The sequence below is a fragment of the Antiquaquibacter metalliresistens genome (assembly GCF_029211225.1).
In the GTDB taxonomy this organism is placed as follows: domain Bacteria; phylum Actinomycetota; class Actinomycetes; order Actinomycetales; family Microbacteriaceae; genus Rhodoglobus; species Rhodoglobus metalliresistens.
The window spans coordinates 425,233-447,548 of the sequence record NZ_JARGEM010000001.1 but is presented as its reverse complement, the minus strand read 5'-3'; the positions used below and the strand labels follow the sequence as shown (position 1 = coordinate 447,548).

Sequence of the window (22,316 nt, the reverse complement as noted above, 5' to 3'; positions counted from 1 at the left end):
CATCGAGAGGAGAGCACCCTCGACCATGGGCACCACCGTCGTCATCGCCGCGACCGAACGAGAGCTCCGCGCGCTCGCGGCGACCCCGCCCAGCAAGCCACCCGAGTTCGCCCCGGCGCACCGGGTGGGAGACCTCGTCTACACCTCGGGGCAGCTCCCGATCGACGACGAGGGCCTCGCGGCGACCGGACTGCTCGGGCAGGACGTGACCGTCGAGCGCGGCGGCCATCTCGCCCGCCTGTGCACCGCGAACGCACTCGCCGCGATCGCCGCGGTGGTCGATCTCTCGCGCATCGAGCGGGTCGTCAAGCTCACAGGCTTCGTCGCATCCGCCCCGGGCTTCCACGAGCAGTCTGAGGTGATGAACGGCGCGAGCTCGCTGCTGAACGAGGTGCTCGGCAGCGCGGGTGCCCACACGCGGTCGGCGATCGGCGTGGCCGCTCTCCCCCGCAACGCCCCAGTCGAGGTCGAGCTGGTCGTGTCGGCCCGCTCCTGAACGCAGGACCAACGACCCTCCATCGCTCGAGGGCGGTCTCCTCTTTCTCGAGGGCGTGACCGCGAGCCGACTGTTGGGAAGAACGCGGGGCGGCCTCGACGGCGAAGCGCGGGCCCGCACCGGGTGGTCGGCAGCGCGACCACATCGATGCCCGGCACGGAGTTGTGCCGCGCAGCCGATGTGCCGATGCTCGAGCAGGAACTGCCAGACGCGAACCTGATCACCCGATTCTCGGGCGATCAGGTTGTCATGAGCGGAGACGGTGGGATTTGAACCCACGGAACCCAATAAAGGGTTCTCCACCTTAGCAGGGTGGTGCACTAGGCCGAACTATGCGACGTCTCCTTGTGCCCGACCAGCGTAGCGGATACGCGGAATCCCTTGTGGTGACTGGGATGTCGGGGCCTTGCCCCTCCCGCACGCCTCGCACTCGTCGCACTCAGAGAAGGGGGCGAATCGCCATTCTCGGGACACTCGGGACACTTTTGGGACACTCGGGCGGGTTCCTGAGAGCCACGGCCGGCGTTCGATCCGGGTCACTCGTCGGCTGGTTCGCGGTACTTGCTGAAGTCCTCCCAGGGCATCCACTTGCGCCTACCGCGATGCACCCACGACTCCATGAGCAGCGGGAACTCGCCGTTGCCCCAGTCGTGCAGCTCTCGCACCTCTGGGAGCGCGCGCTCGCCCTCGGCGAAGGAGACCTCCACCAACTCGTCACCCTCGCCGAGCTCAGGCAGTCGCTTGTCTGTGAAGTCCCCCGGCCCGTAGATGGTCCACCCGGAGAACTGCTCGTCGGCCGTCTCCTCCAGCAGCGCCCAGCCGGGTTCGACCGTCCCAGCGAGCACGGTGGCGGCGATCCTGAGCGTGCTCTGCTCTCCGAGTCGGGTTCCATCGACGTTGAGCGTCATGGTCCGAGGCTACGCTCGCGGTCTGACATGGCGACGGCACACACCGATGAGCCGAGCGGCCGGGAGGCGCCGGGTGCTCGACATCGCTGCCGAATCCGGGTATTGTGTACGCAAGTTTACACTTGGGTACGCAATGGGAAGGAGCCGAGGATGAGTGTGACCGTGGGAGTGCGGGAGTTCCGCCAGGACCTCGCCGACTACATCGACCAGGCCGAGCCGGTGACCGTGACCCGGCACGGGCAGACCGTCGGCCTGTTCATCCCAGTGCGTCGGGATCGGAAGGCCGAGATCGCCGCATACTCCGAAGCGGCGAAGAAGGCCAGCGCCCTGCTGGAGCAGCTCGGGATGACCGAGGACGAGGTGGTCGCCGAGTTCGACGCGATGCGGAAGGCGCGCCGGAAGGAACCGCGGGAAGCCGCTTCCGCATCGTGACGACGAGGCGCATCGTCCTCGACGCGAACATCCTCATCCGGGCGGTGCTCGGAACCCGCGTCCGGGAGCTGATCGAGGAGTACGGGGAGGACACGTCCTTCTTCTCCCCGGACCTCGCCTTCGCCGAGGCCGCCCGGCACCTCCCGACCATCGCCGGCAAGCGCGGCGCTGACCCCGCGCCCCTGCTGGACTCGCTCGACCGACTCCGCGTGGTCGTGGAGGCTGTGCCGATCGAAGTGATCGCTCCGCTGGAGCCTGTGGCGATGGCCCGGATCGGCGCGCGCGACCCGATGGACTGGCCGATGGTCGCCGCTGCGCTCACGTTGGATTGTCCGATCTGGACCGAGGACAGGGACTTCTTCGGTGCAGGTGTCGCGACCTGGACCAGCGACCTTGTGGAAATCTACCTGCGCGGCGACGGCGAGGCGGGAGCCGTCACAAACTGAGGCCGGGAGCGTCGCGCTGCGGTCCCGTCCTGCCGTGGTCGCTCGACGGCCGGTAGCGGCCGAGCTGGGTAGCGCGCTTCTCGCGTGCGGCCTGGGCGCGCTCGGCCGCTTGCCGTTCGGCCTCGGCTCGGGCGGCGAGGCCGCGGACGTACTGTGCGGCTTCGGTGACGGGCAGCGCCTCGATCTGCGCGAGGTCGTGCCTGGCCTGCTCCGCACGGGCACGCCAGCCGGCAGCGCGGGTGATCGCGGTGCTCGGGGTCGCGGAGCCGAGCACCCGCTGGCGCAGGGCGACGGACTCGCGCAGGTGCCGCTCGGCCAGGCGGCTCTGCTCGCGGTGAGTCTGCTCCGCGTCGTGCCGCGTCTCGGTCACGCGCGGGTCGGCGTCGGCCTGCTTCCCGGCGACCGTCTCGGCCCATGGCTCCAGGCCGCCCGCCCCGCTCGGCAGCCCGCCCCAGCGTCGCCGCACCGCGTCCTCCGTCGCACGGTGCGCGTCTGCGGCCTCGGTCGCCGCGCGGCCGGCGGCACGCCTCCTGAGTCGTCCCGCCTGGCCGTGCGCGGTCTGCGCCTCCCACAACCGCTCCCGCCCGGTGAGGTAGGCGAGGCCGTCTGCGGCGGCCTGCTCGATCAGCGGGGACGCGACCTCGGCGCGCACCCGCGCGGCGCGGGCGTCCGCAGCAGCGACAACTTCCTGCTGGTCGTCGGCCTCGGCCCGGTGCGCCGCGCGCTGCCGGTCCAGCGCCGCCACGACCCGCTCCCACTTGCCCGCCTCGCGCTCGGCGCGCTCGATCCGCTGGGCGAGGCGGGCGCGCTCCGCGTTCACCACCCGAACCGGCCCATCGGCCGCGAGGCCGGCTACGGCTTCGCGCGCCGCCTGGGTCGCGGCGACCAGGCCGCGGTCGGCGCGGTCCCGCTCGAGCGCGGCCACGAACTGCTCCCGTGCGTCGTCCACGTCGGCCGCGACGACGTGGAGGCGGTTCGTCTCCTGGCCTCGGGTCATGCCGACGTAGACGCCGGAGGCGTCGAGCGCATCGGACAGGACCGTGTGCGAGCCGGGCACGGTCGCGCCCTGCACGCCGTAGGCGGTGGCGGCATAGGCCAGGTGGGTGTGCTCGGCGACGTACTCGGCCGGCAAGCGTACCGTGCGCTGCCGCCTCCGGCCGTTGCCGTTCTCCTTCGCCCACACCGCCCCGTCCTGGCCGACCGCCTGCACGGTCCAGGTCTGCCGGTTCGCCACCTGCACGTCCGAGTCGTTCTGCCGGGTCTGGATCACGTCGCCCCGGCCGATGCTCAGACCGTCGCTGCCGGTCGTCGTGCGGGCGTCGTCGACCAGGCCTCCCCGCACCCGCTCGTCGCGGACGCGCTCGTTCAGCTCGCGCGCCTCGTCGTTCGTCGCGGTCGTGATCGCGTCCCCGTCGCGGGCGTCGCGGGCGATCGCGTCCTGCACCGCCTCGGTGCTCTCGTGCAGCACCACGAGTCCGAGGGAGTGGAGTCGGTCGAACAGCAGCGCCAGATGATCGCCGCGACGCATCTGCACCGTCAGCGCCGCGTACTCGGGATCGGCGAAGCGATGCACGGTCGTCATGTCGTGGGCGCGCGGCGAGAGCTGCGCTGCCATGTCGAGCAGCCCACCGCGACCCACGGCGGGGAGCTGCGCGCGGTCGCCGACGAGGGCGAGGGTTGCGCCGTGCTCGTCCGCGACGGTCAGCAGCGCGAGGGCGGTGCCCTGGTCGAGCATCCCCGCCTCGTCCACCACGATCCGCTCACCCTGGACGAGCTGCGCGGCAGCGGTGGGGCCGGTGTAGGTGGTGCCCGTCTCCGGGTCGGTGTCGCCCACGGCCAGGCGGGTCCATACGCCGTCGGCGTTCCATCGCCAGCCGTGCGCGTGGACGAGCTTCGCCACGCTGTCGGCACTCACGCCGAGTTCCTGCGCGGCCACGTCTGCCGCCTTCTTCGTCGGCGTCACCACGCGCGTTGCGCGGCCGTGGTCTGTGGCCGCTTCGATGGCCGCGCCGAGCATGGTGGTCTTGCCCGCGCCGGCCGCGCCCTCCACGACCACGAGGAGGTCGGTCCCGGCGACCGCGGCGGCGGCCTGCGCCTGCTCCGGGTCCAGCCCGGCGTCGCGCGTCAGGCGCGTCACGTCCGGCACCCGGCCGGTGCCGGACGTTGCGCGGGCGGTCAGCCGGTCGCGCAGGTTCGTCTCGACCGCCACGACGTGCAGGGTCGTGAGGTGCGCAATGTGCTCGGGTTGCACACTGTCGGGCGGCAGCACGGACAGGCAATCCTCGATGGCCAGGCGGGTCGTGATCGCAACGAGGTCGCGCAGCGCGTCGGGGGTTGCACGCACGCCCGCCTCGGTGATGATGCGCGTGACGTGCTCCTGAACGTCATGCACCGTCCACGTCGATGCGCCGGCCGCGCAACGGTCCAGCGCCCGCGATGCGACCTGTTGCACCCTCAGGTCGTCCAGCGACACCGTGGCGCGCACCGGCACCCGCTCGGGGTTCGGCCGGTAGCCGGCCACGTCCAGCTCCGCACGCCAAGCGGCCTCGTGGCCGAGCATGGCCGGCTTCTTGGCCGGCCGCTCGTGATCCCACGCCATCGCGGTCAGCCGAGACATGGCGACCGGGCCGGGCTCCTGGCCGGGATGCGCCACCCGCCACTCGGCCTCGAACTTGGCGAGGTTGCGGGCGACCTGCTCGCCGCGCTTGGACATGATCGCGTTGTAGGGGGTCAGCTCCGCGACCTCACCCGTCACCGGGTCCAGCGTGAGGCCGTGCGCGTCGAGTACTTGGGCGAGCTGCGGATGCGCGGCGATGACGGCGGTGCCGAGGGCGCGGATCGCGCCCTGCTGCCGGAACAGCGCCCCGGTGTCCAGCCCGCGCCACGCGCCGACCGCCCATACGCGGGTGCCGATCTGGAAGTGGATGTGCCGGTGCGGGTCACCCGCGCGGGAGGTCTTGTGCGAGACGGCGACCGTCTCCAACTGCTCGACCGGCACCACCTCCTGCTTCCCGCGCGGCCCGACCCTCGTGACCGAATGCTGGCCGAGCCAGGACCGGATCTCCGCTGCCGCGTCCCGCTGCGCGGCGTCCAGCGCCTCCGACACCTCCGGGTGCAGCACGGCGGCGATCGACAGGGACTTCGGCGCGTTCACGACCATCTCCGCGAACCGCGGCGACCCCTGCCGCCCCACACCGGGCAGCCGGGGCTTGCCCATCGACTCACTGGTGAGCGGGTTGATCCAGTCCACCCATTGCGCGTACTCGTCAGCCGTCAGCGCGCCCTCACCGATCACCCTGCCGCTGGCATCGACCACGGCGAACTCCGCCAGAGCGGTCCCGCCCTCCAAGTAGTAGTCATCGGCGCGCGACCGATCCGACTCCAAGTAGCGGCGCGCGTCCGCGCCGGAGCCCCGGAACAGAATCACGCCGCCCTTCATCACCGCCTCCTCCAAACTCATGTTCTTGCAACTACCTACGGTAGCATACGTCCACTCAGGGAGAAGATGTACTCAGGGAGAAGATGTGATGTCTCAGGACATTGGTGACAGTTCTGTATCAGGACATCGGTGACACACTCAGGGAGAAGATTCAGTTCAGGGAGAGGATTCATTCATTCATTCGCTTATGACACATTCGCTTATGCCCAAGGAGCCGGAAGAGTGGTGGCGTGGGAAGCGGGGATACAGGGCGTGCGTGCAGCGAGAACCGTAGGCCTTTGCTGGAGTCGGCCCGGGTAGATGGGTAAGCGGCTTCAGTCGATGGTGAGGAGCCCGCGCACCATCGCGACGACGCGCTCGCTGACGGCGGTGAGCTGCTGGTGGTCGCCGAGATAGGCGCCGTAGAGGCCGGTGCCCCAGACGATCGCGAGCAATGCCTCTGCGCTGGTGGCGATGTCGGTGCTGGCGGGCAGTTCCTCTGCTGTGACGGCGTCCTCGCAGAGTCGCCTCAGGAACGCGCGGAGGTCATCGAGATGGCGGCGGGTGAGGTGGTGCAGCTCCGGGGACCTGGCCGTGTCCAGCAGCGAGGCCGTGATGAACGCGGCGTAGCTGCGGTCTTCCGCGTCGACCTCCACCGATGACATGAGGAACGTGGCCAGGCGATCCTGAAGATGGGTGGATGCGTCGAGGGCTCGATGGATGCCGGTGACCACGACCCTCTGGCGGACCTCCTCGAAGACGGCTGAGAACAGTGCCGCCTTGCTGGAGAAGTGGTGGCTGATCGCCGGTCGGGTGACGCCCGCCTCCTGGGCGATCCGTTGCAGGGTCGCGTCATGGTAGCCGGAGCGCGCGAACACCGACCGGGCGGCACGGAGGATCAGTTCGCGCACCGCGGGGTCATCTCCTGAGCGTGCCGGTCGTCCCCGTCCCCGGCCTCGCCCGGGTTCCGGCGTGCTGATGCTCACACGATCAGTCTCTCAGGTGCGAGGCGGGCAGACCGGTGGCGATGAGAGCGTCGACAGCGATCCGGGCGGACTCGACGCAGCCGCTCTGGCCGGCTGCCATCCAGGGACGTGCGGCGTCGCCGACGTTCCACAGATTCTGGATCGGCGTCGCGTTCGGCCAATCGCGGCCCGGGATGGCCCGCTGGCCGGGCCAGTCGCCGGTGCAGTTCGCGATCGAGACCTCACGCGCCCGGGCGGACTCGGGAAACTCTCGAGCGGCTTCCCGGCGGAGGATGGCGAGCTCCTCGTCGAGGTCGAAGCCGGTGTTCGCCGGATGCGGAGTGCTCGTGACGCAGTAGAGGTGCCAGCCGGCGGGTGCGAGCGACGGGGATGGGCCGCTCATGTAGGAGGCATAGGCCAGGCGTTCTGTGTAGCCGAAGAACACCAGTGTCGTGAGGTTCGGGATCGGCTGCTCGCTAGCGAAGTTGATCGTGATCAGAGTGCCGGGGAAGCTCTCCGCTTCCAGCTTCTCTCTGTCGTCGGCGGGCCAGGCTTCGGCGGGGAAGAGGCGGCTCGTGGCGACGGGGCCGATGTTGCTGATGACCGCCCGGGTGCGGACGGTGACGGTGGCGCCGTCGGTCTTCCGGATGACGACCGTGTCGGCGCGTCCGTCGTCGCCGACACCGATCGCGGTGACGCTGGTGTCCAGCAGGATCGTGCCGCCCGCGCGCTGAATGCCGGCTGCGAGGTCCTGCCACGGCCCGATGGAGCCGTCGGGGTGGGCGCCGTACGTGTTCATGCCGCCCTTCTTCGTCAGGTAGTCGAAGAACAGCGTCGCGATGACGTCGCTCGGCTCGGCGGCGAACAGGGCGCTGGTGAGGTTCCGGCACAGCCGCTTGATCTTGACGGGGGCGTGCAGCTGGTCGAGCCAGGTGTCCAGGAAGATGCCCTCCTTGGGCCGGAACCAGCCGAAGCGACGCGCGAGGCCGCCGATGACGGGGATGCCGATCTTGTTGGCGAGGAATCCCGTGATGCCGCTCATCACCTGAACGTCGCGTCTGCCGAGCCGGAGGATCAGCGGGACGGGCTGCTTCCTCGCCCGGATCGGAATGCCGACGTCGTCGAACAGGGCCTTGTTCGCGCCGCCCAGTTCGAAGATCTGCGCTCCGGTGTTCACCCCGAAGCCGTCGATCGGCTCGGTCGAGGCGCGCCCGCCGACCTGCGGCTTCGCCTCGACGACGAGGATGCGGTAGCCGGCTTTCACCAGCCAGGCAGCCGCGGCGAGGCCCCCGGCACCGGCGCCGATCACCACGACGTCGACCTCCTCCGGCACGTGTGCATGCTGTTCGATCGTCATTGATCGTCTCCTCTCATTCGGTCGCACTGGTTGTGGGCATCAGGTTCGCGCGCCGGCCGTCACCGCCCGGTCAGAGCCGGGGCCGGTGAGGCGACTGCGGCGAGGAGCTCGCGGGCGGCCCGGGCGCCGCCCGCGGTGGCGGTGTTGAGGTTGGAGCAGGAGAAGTAGTCACCCGCGAGGTGGACACGCTTGCGCGGCCGGTACTGGTTCAGCTGCGCGAGGCCCTTGTAGGTGCCCGGGTGACTGTAGACCACGACGGGGTTCCAGCGGTTGACGAGCGCGAACTCGACGTCGTCGCTGAGGTGCGGGATGACCCGGTCGGCGGCGGCGAGCAACTGCGCCACGACCGTCTCGTCATCCTGATCGATCAGCTCCTCCGCCCACTTCGACATCGAGTACAGCCCCACCAGGCCCTTGCCGGCCGGGACGCGGTCGGGTGCCTTGTTGTGCTCGAGCGTGACGGCGAACAGGTTCGTCTCCACGGACTCCGGGATGCACACCACGAACGCGGGGTTCTTCGCCGGCGGCTTCGACAGCGCGACGTTGAGGTTGACGCTCGTGGTGTATTCGAGGTCGTCGAAGTACTCGACCGCCTTCGGGTGCAGCTGCGGGTAGAGCGAGGCGACCTGGGTGCCCCAGACGGCAAGGACGACCGCGTCGGCGGTGTCGACGTGCGTCGTGCCCGCGGCGTCGACCCAGGTGACGGTGGCCTCGTGCTCGCTCTCCTCGACCGACTGGACTCGCGCGTTCGTGACGACGTTCAGATGCGCGGCGACGGTGTCGACGTAGCGCTGCATGCCGCCCTTGAGCGAGTTCAGCTTCGTGCCGATGATGTTCGTGAACGAGTAGAAGAAGTCGATCTTCGAGTTGAACTCGCCGCTGGTGCCGAGCAGGCCTCGCAGCACCGAGTCGATCATGAACTCCGACACCTCCGGGGTGAGGCGCCGCCGAGCGTAGGCGTTCGCGGTCTCGTCGTCCCAGAACTGCCCGAGCGGGGCGAGGTTCTCCGCGTTGATGTAAGGGCGCACCTTCAGCAGGTCGAGGCCCAGGTTCGCCATCTTCGCCTTCGACTTCCAGGAGATGAGCTTCGTGCCGATCGCATCCCGGAGCAGGTGCGCGGAGTCGAGGAAGTGGATCTTGTCCTCGCGGGCGAACCCGACCGTGGTCCCGCCGGGCTGCAGCAGGTGGTCGCCGCCCGCATCGTGGAGCAGCTGCATGACGTACGTGTACGCCTGTGGCAGGACGCTCGCTCCCTGGTCCATGACGAAGCCGTCGCGGACCTCGGTGCGGACCTTGCCGCCGGCCTGGGCATCGTCCTCGAGGACCGTGACGGTGCAGCCGGCCTGCTGCAGCCGGAACGCGGCGGACAAGCCGGACGGGCCGCCGCCGACGACGATGACGGAGGGACCGGACCCCGTGGTGGGGGCGTTCATTTCATGCGCTCGCTTTCTTCGAGGTGGCCCCGTGCGGGGCGGCAAGGATGCGGTCCGCGACGACCTGGGCGTTCTGCGCGCAGGCGGAGATCCCAGCCGTCGCCCACAGGCTCGCGCCGTCGCCGACGTTCCACAGCCCCGGCACCGGGCTCTCCGGCTCGACCGTGCGGCCGGGCAGGGAACGGGCACCGGGCCAGGTGCCGCGGGTGACGTCGATGCGGAGGATGCGGGCCCGATCGAAGCCCGGGAACTGCTCCCGCAGGTCCTCCAGGAGCAGAGCGGTCTCGGCCTCCTCGTCGAAGTCTCCGACGGCCGGCTGTGGAACCGACGCGCCGCTGTAGAGGTGCCAGCCTTCCGGCGCGCGAGCGAGATCCGGGGCGCTGAAGTTCCCGGCGTAGGCCAGGCGACGGGAGCCGGCGAACAGGGCCAATGCCGGGAACTGCGCGAGCGGTTCCCGTGACGCGAAGTGCACCGTGATGAGCGCGCTCGGGCTGTCCGCGGTCCGCAGCCGCTGCACGTATTCCAGGGGCAGCAGCGAGCCGGCCAGAGACAGCAGCGCGGCCGGGCCCGCGTCGTTCACGAACTGCGGCGCGCGATCGACCCGGCCGCCGCCGGCGTGATCGCTGGTGATCCGGAAGCCGCCACCCGCATGATCCCGCTGGACGGAGGTCGCCGTCGCGCCGAGCAGGACGCGCCCGCCGGCCTCCTCGATCACCTCCACGAGCGGAGCCCAGATCGCCCCGGTGCCGCCGGGGGCGAAGCCGAAGGACTTCAGCGCACCGGGCTTGGTGAAGTAGTCCAGGAAGAACCGTGCCGAGACGAGTTCCGGACCGGCGGCGAACAGCGCCCCGCACATGTTCCGCACCAGGCCGTGCACCCGCGCGCTCCTGGTGAGCCGCGCCAGCCACTCGGAGGTCGTCAACTGCTCGGCGGGCTTGAGCCCAGGGAACAATCGCAGGCCCGTGCGCGCCAGCCACAGGCCGCCGCGCACGGCCACCGCCGCGAGCCCCGTGCTCAACGACACGTCCCGCTTCCCGGCGCGCAGCGTCAGGGCGCGCTTCGGCACGTAGAGGCGCAGCGGATGCCCGAGCTCGGCGAAGCTCTGCTCGAGGATGCCGGCCAGCTCGACCAGAACCGCGCCGTCGTTGACGAGGAAGCCGTCCAGCTCCGAGACACCCGCGCGACCGCCAGCCCGCTCCCCTGCCTCCAGCACGAGCACCCGTCGGCCTACGGCAGCGAGCCGCGCGGCGGTGAACAGGCCACCGGCGCCTGCGCCGAGGACGATCGCGTCCCACCGATCCTCGAGCCGCTGCGTCGTCATCTCCGCCTTCCCGTCATGCATATTTTACCTAAAAGCAAATTATTGGGAAGAGGCGGTGTCCGCGAGGATGTCGACCGCGAATCAGAAACAAGAGATGACTATCATTTCGAGCTATCATCGCGGCAGAGCACCCGGAGTCCGATCCGTCCTATCTCGAGGGAGCATCATGATGACCGTTCCGCATGCCGGGCCCGTAGCGGTGCCGCACGCTCCTGTCCGGTCCGACGGCGGATGTCCGCTGCCGGGTCGCGACACGGGCGGTCTCCTGATGCCGCTGACGAGCGCGTCCCCGTACTCGGCAGGAACCGGAGTGGGCGCATGATCCGCGGGATCGAGGCGCCCGAGCTGCTGGTCATCGCCGTTCTCGCTCTCGTTCTGTTCGGCGGCTCCCGGCTTCCGGAGATCGCGCGGAGCCTGGGCAAATCCATTCGGATCTTCGCCACGGAATCCCGACCGGCAAGCAGCGCCGCTCACCCAGACGAGCAGAGCGCCACCGACCCGCATGCTGGCACGGACATGTAGGGTAGTCGTCGACTCGTCCGGCCTGCGTCGCCGTCCCTCACGCAATCGTGTGGTCCGAGCCCGCTGCTCCGGTCCGCTCCGGTTGCCCGTGTTTCTCCGACATCGCATCGACGCGGACAGCGTGCTGATGCCGGGTGACGGCGTTCGGCCAGATGCGCAGCCGCCACCAGAGCTTCGCCGGCGGCTCGAGTTCGACGCGCCTGGTCCGGATGCGCATCTCTGGGAGGTGGTGGATGTGCCCGCCCGCACGGTGGATGAGCACGCTGAGATCGAGATCCTCGTGCACCTTGGTGTGGTCGGGGAAGGCATCCTCGCGGATGGTCTCCCATGCGGTGCGGGTGATGGCCATGTTGCAGCCGACCATGACCTGGCCGCCTGTCAGTATCTCGCTGATCGGGTAGTAGCCGTATTCGAGGGTGGCCTTGCCGAGGAGGTGTCCGAGGGCGGGGTGTCCGTCGATGAGCGCGTCGCCTGAGCCGGTGATTCCCGCCACCTCGTCGGTGCCCGCCCGTGTGAAGTGTGCACGGACGACGGCGACCCAGCCCGGGTCGATGATGCTGTCGGCGTCGATCCTGCCCAGCACATCGCCCGTGGCCGCGTTCAGTCCGCGATTGCGCGCGGGGACGATCCCGGGGATGGGCTCCTCGAGGACGGTGACGAAGGGGTATGAGGCCGCGATGCGGCCGGTGGCGTCGGTGCTGCCGTTGTCGACGACGATGACCTCATCGGGCGGGTCCGTCTGAGCGGCGATCGCCTCGAGACACTCGCCCAGGTAGTCCTGCTCGTTCCAGGCGGGGATCACGATCGACACCCTCGGCCGTGGCGAGCCCCTGCGCCGCCCATCGTCGTCGATGGTCATTCCGCGGCGTCCTCGAAGGAGTCCAGATAGTCGCGCAACCACGCCTTCTGGGCATGGGCGACGGGATGGGCGTCGCTGTAGACGTGGTCGAACATGCCGCCGGGGTCCGGGGCGGGGAGTGCGATCAGGCGTCTGCGGACGTCGCCGGCGTGTTCGGCGTTGTGAGCATCGATGCTCTCGAACACGTCATCGGTGACGCCGCGCTCGCTCAGGTGGGCCCGCAGGCGCGGGATCGGGTCGCGCCGCTCCCAGGAAGAGCGCTCCTGCACGGTCCGGTACTTGGTGGGGTCGTCGGATGAGGTGTGGGGGCCGAGGCGGTAGGTGACGGCTTCGATGAGAGCCGGTCCGCCGCCGGCGCGGACGGCATCCATGACGTGTTTGGTGACGGCGTAGCTGGCGAGGACATCGTTGCCGTCGATGCGGTGGCCGGGGATTCCGAATCCCTTCGCACGCGTCGCGTAAGAGACCGCGGTCTGGGTGGATGCCGGGGTGGAGATGGCGTACTGGTTGTTCTGCACGAAGAACAGGACGGGTGCGTCGTAGGTGCGGGCGAAGGTCAGCGCTTCGCTCGCGTCGCCTTCGGACATCGCGCCATCGCCGATGTAGACGATCACGGCCTCCTCGCCGGGTGGCTTTCGTCCTGCCTGCTGATCGAGGCTGATCCCCATCGCATAGCCCGCCGCATGGAGCGCCTGGGCGGCGAGCACGATCGTGTAGAGCCGGAACCGGGTGCGCTCGGGATCCCAGCCGCGAAACGTGTTGCCGCGAAGGACAGCGAGGATGTCGACGAAGTCGATACCACGGGCAAGAGCCACGCCATGTTCCCGATAGGAGGGGAACACGGTGTCGAGCGGGCTGAGGGCGTGGGCGGAGCCTGTCTGGGCGGCTTCCTGCCCGTAGGAGGGGATCCAGAGGGCGAGCTCACCCTGACGCTGCAACGCGGTGGACGCCTCATCGAGCCGACGGGCGAGAGTCATCTCGCGGTAGAACGAGAGGAGCCGCTCCGTGTCGAGCCCGTCGACGAGGGGCGCGTACGGTGCCGCGGCACGGCTCGGCGCGTAACGCCCCTGAGGCGTCAAGAACCGGATCAGGGCGGGGCCGCGCGGGGTGCTCACACGGCACCGGCGAGAGACCAGCTCTCCTGGTAGAGCTGTTCGTATCGGGAGGTCATGACCCCGGCGTCATGGGTCAAGGCGGTGGCGGATGCCGCACGGCTCATCGCCCGGTAGGCGTCGGGGTCGAGGTGCAGGATGCGTTCGATCCGGTCGGCGAACTCGTGCGCGTTGCGGGGGTGGACGAGATACCCTTCCGCGCCGGAGGCGATCAGGTGCGGGAGCGCGACGGCATCGGCGAGAACCACCGGGGTGCCCGAGGCCATCGCCTCAAGGGTCGCGATCGACTGGAGTTCGGCAGTGGATGGCATCACGAACACCGTGGCCCGGTGGTGCAGTTCGGTCAGCCGGTCGTCGTCGACGTACCCGTGGAACGTCGTGCGATCGGCGATGGCCAGCGAACGCGCCAGCCCCTCCAGGTGGCTGCGCTCGGAGCCGCTTCCGACGATGTCGAGGTGCGCCGCGAGCTCACGGGGGATGAGGCTGAACGCGTTCAGCAGGGTGTCGAGGTTCTTCTCCGGGTCGAGGCGTCCGACGAACAGCACGCGATTCTCCGCCGGGCGGTCCTGCTTGGGCGTGAACCTGTCGTTCTCGACGCCGCACGATACGGGGACCACGCCACGCAGCCGCGTGTTCGACTCCAGATAGTGGGCGGCGGCCGGGGTCGGGCTGGTGACGATGTCGGCGCGGGAGTACACCGTGCTGGCGAGGCTCCATCCGAACGCCGTCAGCCGAGGGTGCAGACGCCGAGGAAGTCCGCTGAACTCGACGACGTTGTCCGGCATGACGTGGTTGGTCGCGATGATCGGGATGTCGAGGCGCTCGGCCTCGTAGGCGAGGCCGCGTCCGATGTCGATGAAGGACTGCAGGTGCACGACGGCGGGCCGCACCCGCAGGAGGATGCGACGCGTCTGCGCGCGCACCTCCCACGGCGGAGCGACACGGAGCCAGTCGTGCAGCGGCCAGCGCACGCTGCGCAGCCGATGGACCGTGAGTCGCTGCCCGTCGTAGACCTCGATGCCGGAACTGGAGCGCATGCGGGTCGCGGGGGCGATGACGTGCACGTCGTGCCCTCGGCGGGCGAGGCGGACGGCATGCTCCCGCGCGAACCGCGCGGCACCATTGACATCGGGCGGGAACGTGTCTGTGCCGATCAGCACGCAGGCGGCGCGGCCGGTGAGAGATTCGCTATGCGGCATGGGTCTGCTGGGTCTTCCATTCGTGGAGGGCGGTGCTCGCGGCGGCGTAGCCCGCATCGATGATGCGCGGGACGTCCGCACGGGACCACTGTGAGCATCCGTCGAGATCGGGGTGGATCATCAGCACGTCGGGACGCCGTTCGAGCTCGGCGATCGCCGCCGCCGAACGCACCACGGGGACGTGCTCCCATTCCGGCCGGAGCCGGACAGCGATCGTGAACGTCGCACCGAGGTGATGTGTGGCGGCGATCGGGAGGTTCGCAGCCAGGCCACCGTCGACGAGGATCTGGTCGCCGGTCACGACCGGGGAGAACATGCCGGGGACGGCGATGCTCGCACGGAGGGCTGGACCCAATCGGCCTCTGTCGAGGATGACGGCCCGACGGGTCCGCAGATCGGTTGCGACCGCCGCGAAGCGCCGCGGCAGCTCTTCGATGAGCGGCTCTCCACCGAGCCGGTCGATGGTGTCCAGCAGGGCGGCGCTGTCGAGGAGCCCCAGCCGCGCGGTGGGACGCAGACGGCCGAACGTCGACCAGTCCGCGTCCAGCACCGCCTCCTCGATCTTTGCGATGGAAAGGCCCGCGGCGAACGCCGCGCCGACCAGTGAGCCCGCGCTCGTCCCCGCGACGACCTTGGGGAGGACATGGTGTTCTCGGAGCGCCTTCAGGACGCCGACGTGGGCGGCGCCGAGCGCACCTCCGCCCCCCAGCGCCAGCCCCACGACTGCACGGGGATGCCCGACTTCTGCCGTCATGTCTGACATCGCTTTCGACTCCAGCATCGGTCAGACGCTCGGGAGCGGGTGCGCCTGCGCGGGGTTCAGGCTGTCGAGGACGAGGCTGAGGTAGCGGCGGCGATGGGCGCCGGAGGGGATGCTGCCGAACCCGGCGGCGATCATCGTCATCAGGTTCGGGATGTCCTCCGGCGTGATGTCGGCACGGAGCGTTCCCGCCGCCTGCGCACGCCGCACGGTCTGCTCGATCGCGGCCGCGTTCCGGCCCATCAGCTCGCGGGTCGCCTCGGCCAGGTTCGATAGCGACCTCACCAACCCACGCTCGCGGTCCAGCACACCGAGGAGCCTCTCCCCGAGCTCGAGCAGCACGTCGCGCGGAGCGTCGGTGCGTTCGAACTGTGCGAAGACGGGCTGCACCTCCGTGGCGAACACGTCGTCGTAGACGGCGAGGGCGAGGGACTCCCGGTTCGGGAAGTGCCGGTACAGCGTCGCGATCCCCACGCCCGCCTCCTTCGCGATCCGGTTCAGCGTCCCCGACCCGTCCCCGAGGGAGAACGCCCGCCGCGCGGCTCCCAGGATCTTCGCCATGCTCGCCGCCGCATCCACCCGCATCGTGCTGCCGTCCATCGAATCCGCTCCTTCCGCGTCGGTTTGACAACCCCGAAAAACGATACCAGACTCTCACATCAGTTGATAGTCAACTATCAGTTGTTCGCATTGAGGCGGCGGGATCGGCCCTCGCGAGGGCTGGTGCGCCCGGAGGAATAGAGGAATCGGATGTCGTCGTGGCTGTATCGGTGGGGTGCGCTCGCGTACCGGGGAAAGTGGTGGGTGACAGCGATCTGGGTGGTGCTGATCGCCGCGATCGTGGGCCTGATCGTGGTGAACCCGCCCAAGCTCAGCAACGAGATCCGCATCGACGGCACAGCCGCCCAGGAAGTGATCGATGATCTCTCGGACCGACTGCCGGATGCTTCCGGTGGGCAGGGCATCATCGCGTTTCACTCCACCGACGGGGAGCGCATCGACGAGGGGGACAACCTCGCCGCCGTCCTGGAGGCGGTCGAGGAGATCTACGACGGCGAACACGTCGTCGACGCGCGCGAGGTGCTCGCCGAGGAACTGGCCAAGGGGCAGGACAGTCTGCTGCTGCAGGCGGCCGCTGCGATCGCGCAGGAGCAGGCGACCACCGGTGGGACGGACGCCGGTGCGCCGACCGCTCTGGTCGTCGACCAGACCCCGGTCCCTGGAGTGGTGGTCTCCGCCGACGGCCAGACGGCCCTGTTCCAGTTCGTGTTCGACGCGCAGACCTTCGAGCTCCCCGAGGGCACCGTGGACGACACGATCGAGACCGCCGAGGACGCCGTCGCCGGTGAGGCGATCGACGTGCTGCCGTCGTCGACGATGATCCAGGTTCCCGAGCTGATCGGCGCGGGAGAGATCGTCGGCGTCGCGATCGCCGCGCTCGTGCTGATCGCGACGCTCGGCTCGCTCATCGCCGCGGGCCTTCCGCTCGTGTCCGCGCTCTCCGGTGTCGCGTTCGGGGTCGGCGGGGCGTTCGCGATCTCCAGCATCGTCCCGATGCATTCGCTGACCGCCGTGCTCGGGCTCATGCTCGGGCTCGCGGTCGGGATCGACTACGCCCTGTTCATCGTGAATCGGCAGCGGCGGTTCATCCTCGATCAGCGCCTCAGCGCGCCAGAGGCGACCGCCCGCGCGATCGGCACCGCCGGCAGCGCCGTGTTCTTCGCCGGAACCACTGTCGTCATCGCTCTGCTCGCCCTCACGGTCGTGCAGATCCAGCTCCTCACGACGATGGCCATCACCGCCGCAGCCACCGTCGTCATCGCCGTCCTGTCCGCACTCACCCTGCTGCCGGCGCTGCTCGGGTTCGTCGGCGAACGGATCTGCTCGGCGAAGGCACGGCTGAACGCCGGCACCTCCCACGACAACGGCTCCTCGCACCGCGTCGCGAACACGTGGTCGCGTCTGCTCGTGAAGAACCGCTACGTCGCCGCCGTCGGCGCTCTCGCGATCGCCGGTGTCATCGCCGCCCCCGTGCTCGACATGGACCTCGGCCTCCCCTCGGGCGCGAGCTACCACCCCGACACCGCGCAGCGGCAGAGTTTCGAGGTGGTGGGGAACGCGTTCGGCGAGGGCTACAACGGGCCCCTCGTCGTCGTCGCCACCTCGCCCGACAACGAGACCATCCCCGCTACGGACCTCGCCGGCATCTACGGCGACCTCTCCGGCATTCACGGCGTCGAAGCGGTCTCCCTGGGCGGCCTCGACGAGGACGGCACCACCGCGGTGTTCTCCGTCGTACCCGAGACCGGTCCCACCTCCCAAGAGACCGCCGACCTCGTCACCGCGATCCGTGACATGACACCGACCTTCACCGACGACTACGGAGTCGACGTCGGCGTCACGGGATTCGCGGCCCTCGCGATCGACGTCTCCGATCGTCTGGCTGACGTGCTTCCGCTCTACATCGCCGTCGTGGTCGGCCTGTCGCTGATCGTGCTGCTGCTCGTGTTCCGCTCCATCATCGTCCCCATCAAAGCCACCGTCGGGTTCCTCCTGTCCGTTGCCGCGACCTTCGGAGCGACCACCGCCGTGTTCCAATGGGGCTGGCTGCAGCCGATCTTCGGGATGGACGCCACCGCCCCCGTGCTCAGCCTGCTCCCCATCATCATCACCGGCGTCCTGTACGGCCTCGCCATGGACTACGAGGTGTTCCTCGTCTCCTCGATGAAGGAAGCCCACGTCCACGGCGCCAAGGGCACGGAGTCCGTCACCCGCGGGTTCGCCGTCGCGAGTCGCGTCGTCGTGGCCGCCGCGATCATCATGACCAGCGTCTTCGCCGGGTTCATCTACAACCCCGAGCCCATGATCGCCCAGGTCGGGTTCGCCCTGGCCTTCGGCATCCTCGTCGACGCCTTCCTCGTCCGCATGACGCTCGTCCCCGCCATCATGGCCATCTTCGGCGACAAGGCCTGGTGGCTCCCCCGCTGGCTCGACCGCATCCTCCCCGACCTCGACATCGAAGGAGACAAACTCAACAAGCAACTCGAACGAGCATGACCGAACGCGTGCACCCGCGGGACGCGAACGGCATATGGCCGACTCCTGTTCCCGACGCCGCGGCCGCGGCCGCCAAGAGTGCTAACTCAGGTGCTGAGCAACGTGTAGCTGCGCGCACCTCGATGCAGTCATCCACAGGCCGGAACCTCAAGACCATTGGATCTACGGGCCTCAACGCGGTTCGTGACCCTGCGCGCGAAGGGGTCGAGCGCAGCTCAACTCCCTCGCGCGCTATCCCGCTCGCCCTCGGCGGCCAGGTGGGAGCAGTCCGCGGGCTCGGGCTTTGGCGACCCAACCCTGGGCTGTGGAGAGGGCGACGTCGCTGAGGCGCGCGATTCTCGCGGTCGGGTTCGGGTCGCCGTCCTCGGCGAAGCGGGTGTGCTGGAGTGCGACGAGTTCGTAGAAGTCCGGGGTGCGCTTCGGGTCACCGAGCGGTCGGACGAGGTCTTGCCCGCGCAGCGTGCGCCCGCTGGGAAGGGTGATCTTGCCGTTCTGGAAGCGGGTGGCACCTGTGACGGCGAACAGGCGCTTGTTGATCGCGGCCTCGATCTTCGCGGTCGGCAGCTCGCGCAACAGCTGGCTGGTGATCGGGTCGCCGGCGAAGAACGGCATGTGGACGATGCCGGTGATCCGCACCTCCCCCATCCGGTTCTCATAGACCCGCACCTGCTGCTGAAGGCGCAGGAGCACGCGGGTGCCGCTCTCGGTGTGCTGGATCAGGAACCAGCGCCCCGCATCGAGGTTGCTGTGCTCGGAACGGAGCTTGCGATCGAGGCCTGGGGCGTTGTCGATCCAGTCCTCGTAATGCAGGGAGCGGTCGATGCCGGCGCTCTCGCCCTCCGTGTCGAGCGGGGACCGTTCGGGGAACCACCACCCATCCGGCAGGTCCGCGTCGATCAGCAGCGCGAAGTCGGGCTGCTGATCGGAGTCCTGCGCGGAAGTGGTCACGTCCCGAGTCTAACGAGTCGGAGGCGTAAACTCATGTAGTTGCGAGTCGGCGCGTTTCGTGGTCTAATGTCGTGTATTCGCGGAAACGCGATATACGCGAGGAGGAAGGTATGAGCGACGGCGAGACGGGCAGCGCGCTCGGTCGGGCGCCCCTGTTCTACTCCGAGGAGGAGACCGCCTCACTGCTCGGTATCCACCGCACGACGCTACGCACCCTCGCTCTGGACGGCCGCGCTCCGGTGGAGCCGATTCGGCTCACCCCGCACAAGCGCGTCTACCGACGCATCGACGTGGAGCGCCTGGCGGGGGTGGTCGATTGAGCATCGAGGCGCGCAAGACCAAGGCGGGCAAGACCCGTTACCTCGCGCGCGTCCGCTCCGGCACGCAACTCGTCGCGTCCCGCACTTTCGACCGCAAGAGCGACGCTGAGGCGTGGGAGCGGGAGCAGAAGCACCTGCTGGACACCGGCCGGCCGCTGCCGCCGAAGCGCAAGTTCACGATGCAGGAACTGGTCGACAGGTTTCTCGTGGCACGTGAGGGCGGGAACCCGCACACGGTGGACACCGATAGGAACAACCTCGCCGCGCTTCCCGCCTCGCTGCTGAGGCGGTCGCTCGCCACCGTGCAGGCCGGGGACATCCGGGAGCATCTGCTTGCCGAGCTGCGCGGTGGGAAGGCACCGGCGACGGTCGCCCGCGCCAAGACGACGCTGAGCGCGCTGTTCACTTACGCGGACGAGCAGGGCTACCTGCACCAGCCGCACCCGGTGCGGACGATGAAGAAGATTCCCGAGTTGAGCAGCGTCGCCCAGCGCGCGGTGAGCCCGAACGAGATTCCCTCCCCGCGCCGAGTCGCCGGAGTGCTCGCCGCCTTGCGGCAGCGGCGCAGCGACATCGCGGACGTGTTCGAGTTCATGTCGCTGACCGGCGTGCGCTGGGGCGAGTTGCGCGCGACCCGGGTGGGCTGGCTCTCAGAAGTCCCACTCGCGCAACTCAACGTCGAGCGTTCCCACTCCGACCGCTACGAGGAGAAGAACCCGAAGTCCTCGCGCGGCACTCGGCCGGTGCCGCTGTCGCCGCGGGCGCTGGCGATCTTCCGTCAGTACGCCGCGGGCAAGCAGCCCGACGACTACCTGTTCACCAACCAGCAGGGGGGGCAGCTCTCGGTCGGCGTGGTCCGCAAGTTCCCGCTCGGCTTCCGCCGCCACGCGCTGCGCCACTACGCCGCGTCCACCTGGCTGCGGCTCGGCACGCCCGTCCACGAGGTCGCGGAGTACCTAGGCGACGAGGCACGCACCGTCCTCGCGGTCTACGCGCACGTCCTCGGCGAAGGTCAGCGCCGCGACCATGTGCGGCGTCTCGCCGCTGCCGAGGAGTTCGGCAGAAAGTCGGGACACTCACGGGACACTCGGCGCGGTCCGAACCTCGGACGCTGAACTCAACGCCTCCTGGCGAGCCGGAAGAAACAGGCTCTGACCAGGGATTTCCAGCGGAGACGGAGGGATTTGAACCCTCGGTCCCCGTGAGGGGACTCCACCTTAGCAGGGTGGTGCACTAGGCCGAACTATGCGACGTCTCCCGGTAGTACCTGAGCCATCATAGCCGCAGCGCGACGGCCGCTCGAACTACTCGTTCGAGATCGAGCAGGTGTAGTTCGCAGCGGTCTGCCCGCGGATGCCGGAGAGCACCGGCAGCCCGGTGTTGTCGACGGGGGCGACAGGCTCCTCGGTGGCCACCGGCTCGGGGTTGGTCAGGTCGGTCGGCTTCTTGACCGGGGTCGTCACCGGCGGCGCCACCTCTTCCGAGCCCGCCCCGTCACCCGCCTCGGTGAGCAGGAACGGCTGGTCCGCTCGCACGAGCGCCATCATCTCATCGCCGAGCGCGAGGTTGGGTCGCACCTTGCCCGCGTAGATGCCGGTGCCACCGGTGCTGCCCGGGTACTGCACGAAGGTGATCCGCTCCAGGGGGATGTTCTTCAGCGCAAGGGCGATCGACACCATCGTCGGCACGTCCGCGAGATTCGACGACAACGTCATGCTGCCCAACGCGGCGTTCGCAATGTTGTAGAGCACGCTCGGGTTGCCGAGCGTGCCGTCCGCCTGAAGCTTGCGGACGAGCGAAGACAGGTACACCTGCTGGGAACTGATGCGCGTGAGGTCGCTCCCATCGCCGACCCCGTGGCGGCTTCGGAGGAACGCGAGGGCGTCTGGGCCGAGCAGCGTGTGAGTACCAGCGGTCGGCAGGTCCAGTCCCGTGTACGGATCGTAGATCGGCGCATCCACGCACACCTCGACGCCGCCGATGGCGTTCGACATGTTGATGACGCCGTTGAAGGTGATGACACCTGCGAACTGGATCGGAAGCCCGGTCAGCTCGGACACGGTCATCACGACGCAGTTGAGGCCCCCGTAGTACATCGCGACGTTGATGGGCTCGGTCGAGTAGGCCTTGGTTCCGTCTCCGTCGCGCCACGGGCATTCGGGGATGCCCACGACCATGTCTCGAGGGAAGCTGATCGCGACGGCGTTGGTCTGGTCCTGGGAGACGTGAAGCAGAAGGTTGACGTCGTTGAGCTCGCTCGACCCGCGTTCGCCCTCCTCGCATCCCTCGTTCTCGCAGCGGTCGCTGCCGACGATCAGGATGTTGAACCCACCCTCGATGGCACCGATCTGCGGCGGCGGGCCGTCGGTCTCGCCGATGATCTCGACGACATCCGCCTGGGAGTACAGGGCGTTGAAGGCAACCGCACCGATCGAGGCGCCCGAGACCAGAACCACGGCGAGCGCGGCGGCGATGAACCCGAAGATCGCACCGAGCGGCGAGCGCTTGCGCAACCGACCGTGACGGGCGATGCCCGGCTGCTTCGCGGCGCCGCGAGAGCGTGAACGCAGCTCGCCCGAGCCTTGCGACTCGGAGCGGGGGCGGAGCTCGCTCATGGTGGTTCCCTTTCGTTGCCCGGCGGTGGGATGATACCTGCGGCGGAGGGCGTGGGATTCGAACCCACGAGACATTGCTGCCCACCAGTTTTCAAGACTGGCTCCATCGGCCGCTCGGACAGCCCTCCCGGCATAACCAGTCTCCGAG

Annotated in this window: 20 protein-coding genes and 3 tRNA genes; 7 read left to right on the top strand and 16 right to left on the bottom strand. The window is 69.2% G+C overall.

The window, feature by feature from the left end:
• The first annotated feature begins 25 nt into the window (after positions 1-25).
• Positions 26-496, top strand: coding sequence for a RidA family protein (locus tag PYV02_RS02295; protein ID WP_275755785.1), 471 nt, complete (start codon positions 26-28; stop codon positions 494-496).
• Positions 497-750: 254 nt separating this feature from the next.
• Here the strand turns inward: PYV02_RS02295 and PYV02_RS02290 are convergent.
• Positions 751-841: transfer RNA gene (locus PYV02_RS02290), tRNA-Ser, on the bottom strand.
• Positions 842-1,032: 191 nt separating this feature from the next.
• On the bottom strand, positions 1,033-1,404 hold the full coding sequence (locus PYV02_RS02285) for a hypothetical protein (RefSeq protein WP_275755783.1): 372 nt from the start codon (positions 1,402-1,404) through the stop codon (positions 1,033-1,035).
• A 150-nt stretch (positions 1,405-1,554) separates the two neighbouring features.
• Between PYV02_RS02285 and PYV02_RS02280 the strand changes: the two genes are divergently transcribed.
• Complete coding sequence (locus PYV02_RS02280) at positions 1,555-1,836, top strand: type II toxin-antitoxin system Phd/YefM family antitoxin (RefSeq protein ID WP_275755781.1); 282 nt, start codon at positions 1,555-1,557, stop codon at positions 1,834-1,836.
• A complete protein-coding gene (locus tag PYV02_RS02275; RefSeq protein WP_275755779.1) occupies positions 1,833-2,282 on the top strand; it encodes a PIN domain-containing protein in 450 nt (149 codons plus the stop codon). The genes PYV02_RS02280 and PYV02_RS02275 overlap by 4 nt, the downstream gene beginning before the upstream one ends.
• On the opposite strand, the gene mobF is transcribed toward PYV02_RS02275, so the two are convergent.
• From mobF to PYV02_RS02250, 5 genes are all read right to left on the bottom strand, one after another.
• Complete coding sequence (gene mobF, locus PYV02_RS02270) at positions 2,272-5,742, bottom strand: MobF family relaxase (protein WP_275755777.1); 3,471 nt, start codon at positions 5,740-5,742, stop codon at positions 2,272-2,274. The genes PYV02_RS02275 and mobF overlap by 11 nt on opposite strands.
• Before the next feature lie 293 nt (positions 5,743-6,035).
• Positions 6,036-6,611, bottom strand: coding sequence for a TetR/AcrR family transcriptional regulator (locus PYV02_RS02265; protein WP_275755773.1), 576 nt, complete (start codon positions 6,609-6,611; stop codon positions 6,036-6,038).
• A 79-nt stretch (positions 6,612-6,690) separates the two neighbouring features.
• Entirely contained in the window at positions 6,691-8,022 is a 1,332-nt protein-coding gene (locus PYV02_RS02260) for a phytoene desaturase family protein (RefSeq protein WP_275755771.1), read from the bottom strand.
• A 59-nt stretch (positions 8,023-8,081) separates the two neighbouring features.
• Positions 8,082-9,455, bottom strand: coding sequence for a protoporphyrinogen/coproporphyrinogen oxidase (locus PYV02_RS02255; RefSeq protein WP_275755769.1), 1,374 nt, complete (start codon positions 9,453-9,455; stop codon positions 8,082-8,084).
• Position 9,456: 1 nt separating this feature from the next.
• Positions 9,457-10,776 (bottom strand): phytoene desaturase family protein, encoded by a 1,320-nt coding sequence (locus tag PYV02_RS02250; protein WP_275755767.1) that lies wholly within the window; start codon positions 10,774-10,776, stop codon positions 9,457-9,459.
• A gap of 318 nt (positions 10,777-11,094) precedes the next feature.
• Between PYV02_RS02250 and PYV02_RS02245 the strand changes: the two genes are divergently transcribed.
• A complete protein-coding gene (locus PYV02_RS02245; RefSeq protein WP_275755764.1) occupies positions 11,095-11,298 on the top strand; it encodes a Sec-independent protein translocase subunit TatA/TatB in 204 nt (67 codons plus the stop codon).
• A gap of 37 nt (positions 11,299-11,335) precedes the next feature.
• On the opposite strand, the gene PYV02_RS02240 is transcribed toward PYV02_RS02245, so the two are convergent.
• Genes PYV02_RS02240 through PYV02_RS02220 form a run of 5 tightly spaced genes read right to left on the bottom strand, consistent with a single transcriptional unit; the run spans position 11,336 to position 15,828 of the window.
• The gene (locus PYV02_RS02240; protein WP_275755762.1) at positions 11,336-12,157 is read right to left on the bottom strand and encodes a glycosyltransferase family 2 protein; all 822 of its coding nucleotides are present in this window, start codon (positions 12,155-12,157) and stop codon (positions 11,336-11,338) included.
• The gene (locus PYV02_RS02235) at positions 12,154-13,272 is read right to left on the bottom strand and encodes a thiamine pyrophosphate-dependent enzyme (RefSeq protein ID WP_275755760.1); all 1,119 of its coding nucleotides are present in this window, start codon (positions 13,270-13,272) and stop codon (positions 12,154-12,156) included. Before PYV02_RS02235 ends, PYV02_RS02240 begins: the two co-directional genes overlap by 4 nt.
• Positions 13,269-14,429: a glycosyltransferase gene (locus PYV02_RS02230; protein ID WP_275755758.1), complete on the bottom strand. Its 1,161-nt coding sequence runs from the start codon at positions 14,427-14,429 to the stop codon at positions 13,269-13,271. The genes PYV02_RS02235 and PYV02_RS02230 overlap by 4 nt, the downstream gene beginning before the upstream one ends.
• A 28-nt stretch (positions 14,430-14,457) precedes the next feature.
• A complete protein-coding gene (locus PYV02_RS02225; protein WP_275755756.1) occupies positions 14,458-15,222 on the bottom strand; it encodes a patatin-like phospholipase family protein in 765 nt (254 codons plus the stop codon).
• Positions 15,223-15,252: 30 nt separating this feature from the next.
• Positions 15,253-15,828 carry a TetR/AcrR family transcriptional regulator gene (locus tag PYV02_RS02220; RefSeq protein WP_275755753.1) on the bottom strand — a complete coding sequence of 192 codons (576 nt, stop codon included), beginning with the start codon at positions 15,826-15,828 and terminating at the stop codon, positions 15,253-15,255.
• Positions 15,829-15,978: 150 nt separating this feature from the next.
• On the opposite strand from PYV02_RS02220, the gene PYV02_RS02215 reads away from it, so the two are divergent.
• A complete protein-coding gene (locus PYV02_RS02215; RefSeq protein ID WP_275755752.1) occupies positions 15,979-18,285 on the top strand; it encodes an MMPL family transporter in 2,307 nt (768 codons plus the stop codon).
• Positions 18,286-18,516: 231 nt separating this feature from the next.
• Here the strand turns inward: PYV02_RS02215 and PYV02_RS02210 are convergent, their stop codons facing one another.
• Positions 18,517-19,233, bottom strand: a complete 717-nt coding sequence (locus PYV02_RS02210) for a hypothetical protein (RefSeq protein ID WP_275755750.1) — start codon at positions 19,231-19,233, stop codon at positions 18,517-18,519.
• A gap of 110 nt (positions 19,234-19,343) precedes the next feature.
• Here PYV02_RS02210 and PYV02_RS02205 point away from each other — a divergent pair, with 110 nt between their 5' ends.
• Together PYV02_RS02205 and PYV02_RS02200 are read left to right on the top strand one after the other, a co-directional pair.
• On the top strand, positions 19,344-19,553 hold the full coding sequence (locus PYV02_RS02205) for a helix-turn-helix transcriptional regulator (RefSeq protein WP_275755748.1): 210 nt from the start codon (positions 19,344-19,346) through the stop codon (positions 19,551-19,553).
• Entirely contained in the window at positions 19,550-20,668 is a 1,119-nt protein-coding gene (locus PYV02_RS02200; protein WP_275755746.1) for a tyrosine-type recombinase/integrase, read from the top strand. Before PYV02_RS02205 ends, PYV02_RS02200 begins: the two co-directional genes overlap by 4 nt.
• A 54-nt stretch (positions 20,669-20,722) precedes the next feature.
• On the opposite strand, the gene PYV02_RS02195 is transcribed toward PYV02_RS02200, so the two are convergent.
• The 3 genes from PYV02_RS02195 to PYV02_RS02185 form a co-directional block, all read right to left on the bottom strand.
• A tRNA-Ser gene (locus PYV02_RS02195) sits at positions 20,723-20,811 on the bottom strand.
• Between the two features lie 46 nt (positions 20,812-20,857).
• On the bottom strand, positions 20,858-22,168 hold the full coding sequence (locus PYV02_RS02190; RefSeq protein WP_275755743.1) for an LCP family protein: 1,311 nt from the start codon (positions 22,166-22,168) through the stop codon (positions 20,858-20,860).
• A gap of 43 nt (positions 22,169-22,211) precedes the next feature.
• Positions 22,212-22,296 (bottom strand) — tRNA-Ser (locus tag PYV02_RS02185).
• Between the last annotated feature and the right edge of the window lie 20 nt (positions 22,297-22,316).

Coding starts and splice junctions, on each gene's coding strand:
- mobF (WP_275755777.1), bottom strand. CDS start 5,742: ATGAGTTTGGAGGAGGCGGTGATGAAGGGCGGCGTGATTCTGTTCCGG.
- PYV02_RS02245 (WP_275755764.1), top strand. CDS start 11,095: ATGATCCGCGGGATCGAGGCGCCCGAGCTGCTGGTCATCGCCGTTCTC.
- PYV02_RS02280 (WP_275755781.1), top strand. CDS start 1,555: ATGAGTGTGACCGTGGGAGTGCGGGAGTTCCGCCAGGACCTCGCCGAC.
- PYV02_RS02220 (WP_275755753.1), bottom strand. CDS start 15,828: ATGGACGGCAGCACGATGCGGGTGGATGCGGCGGCGAGCATGGCGAAG.
- PYV02_RS02250 (WP_275755767.1), bottom strand. CDS start 10,776: ATGACGACGCAGCGGCTCGAGGATCGGTGGGACGCGATCGTCCTCGGC.
- PYV02_RS02260 (WP_275755771.1), bottom strand. CDS start 8,022: ATGACGATCGAACAGCATGCACACGTGCCGGAGGAGGTCGACGTCGTG.
- PYV02_RS02225 (WP_275755756.1), bottom strand. CDS start 15,222: ATGACGGCAGAAGTCGGGCATCCCCGTGCAGTCGTGGGGCTGGCGCTG.
- PYV02_RS02240 (WP_275755762.1), bottom strand. CDS start 12,157: ATGACCATCGACGACGATGGGCGGCGCAGGGGCTCGCCACGGCCGAGG.
- PYV02_RS02215 (WP_275755752.1), top strand. CDS start 15,979: ATGTCGTCGTGGCTGTATCGGTGGGGTGCGCTCGCGTACCGGGGAAAG.
- PYV02_RS02295 (WP_275755785.1), top strand. CDS start 26: ATGGGCACCACCGTCGTCATCGCCGCGACCGAACGAGAGCTCCGCGCG.
- PYV02_RS02285 (WP_275755783.1), bottom strand. CDS start 1,404: ATGACGCTCAACGTCGATGGAACCCGACTCGGAGAGCAGAGCACGCTC.
- PYV02_RS02205 (WP_275755748.1), top strand. CDS start 19,344: ATGAGCGACGGCGAGACGGGCAGCGCGCTCGGTCGGGCGCCCCTGTTC.
- PYV02_RS02190 (WP_275755743.1), bottom strand. CDS start 22,168: ATGAGCGAGCTCCGCCCCCGCTCCGAGTCGCAAGGCTCGGGCGAGCTG.
- PYV02_RS02255 (WP_275755769.1), bottom strand. CDS start 9,455: ATGAACGCCCCCACCACGGGGTCCGGTCCCTCCGTCATCGTCGTCGGC.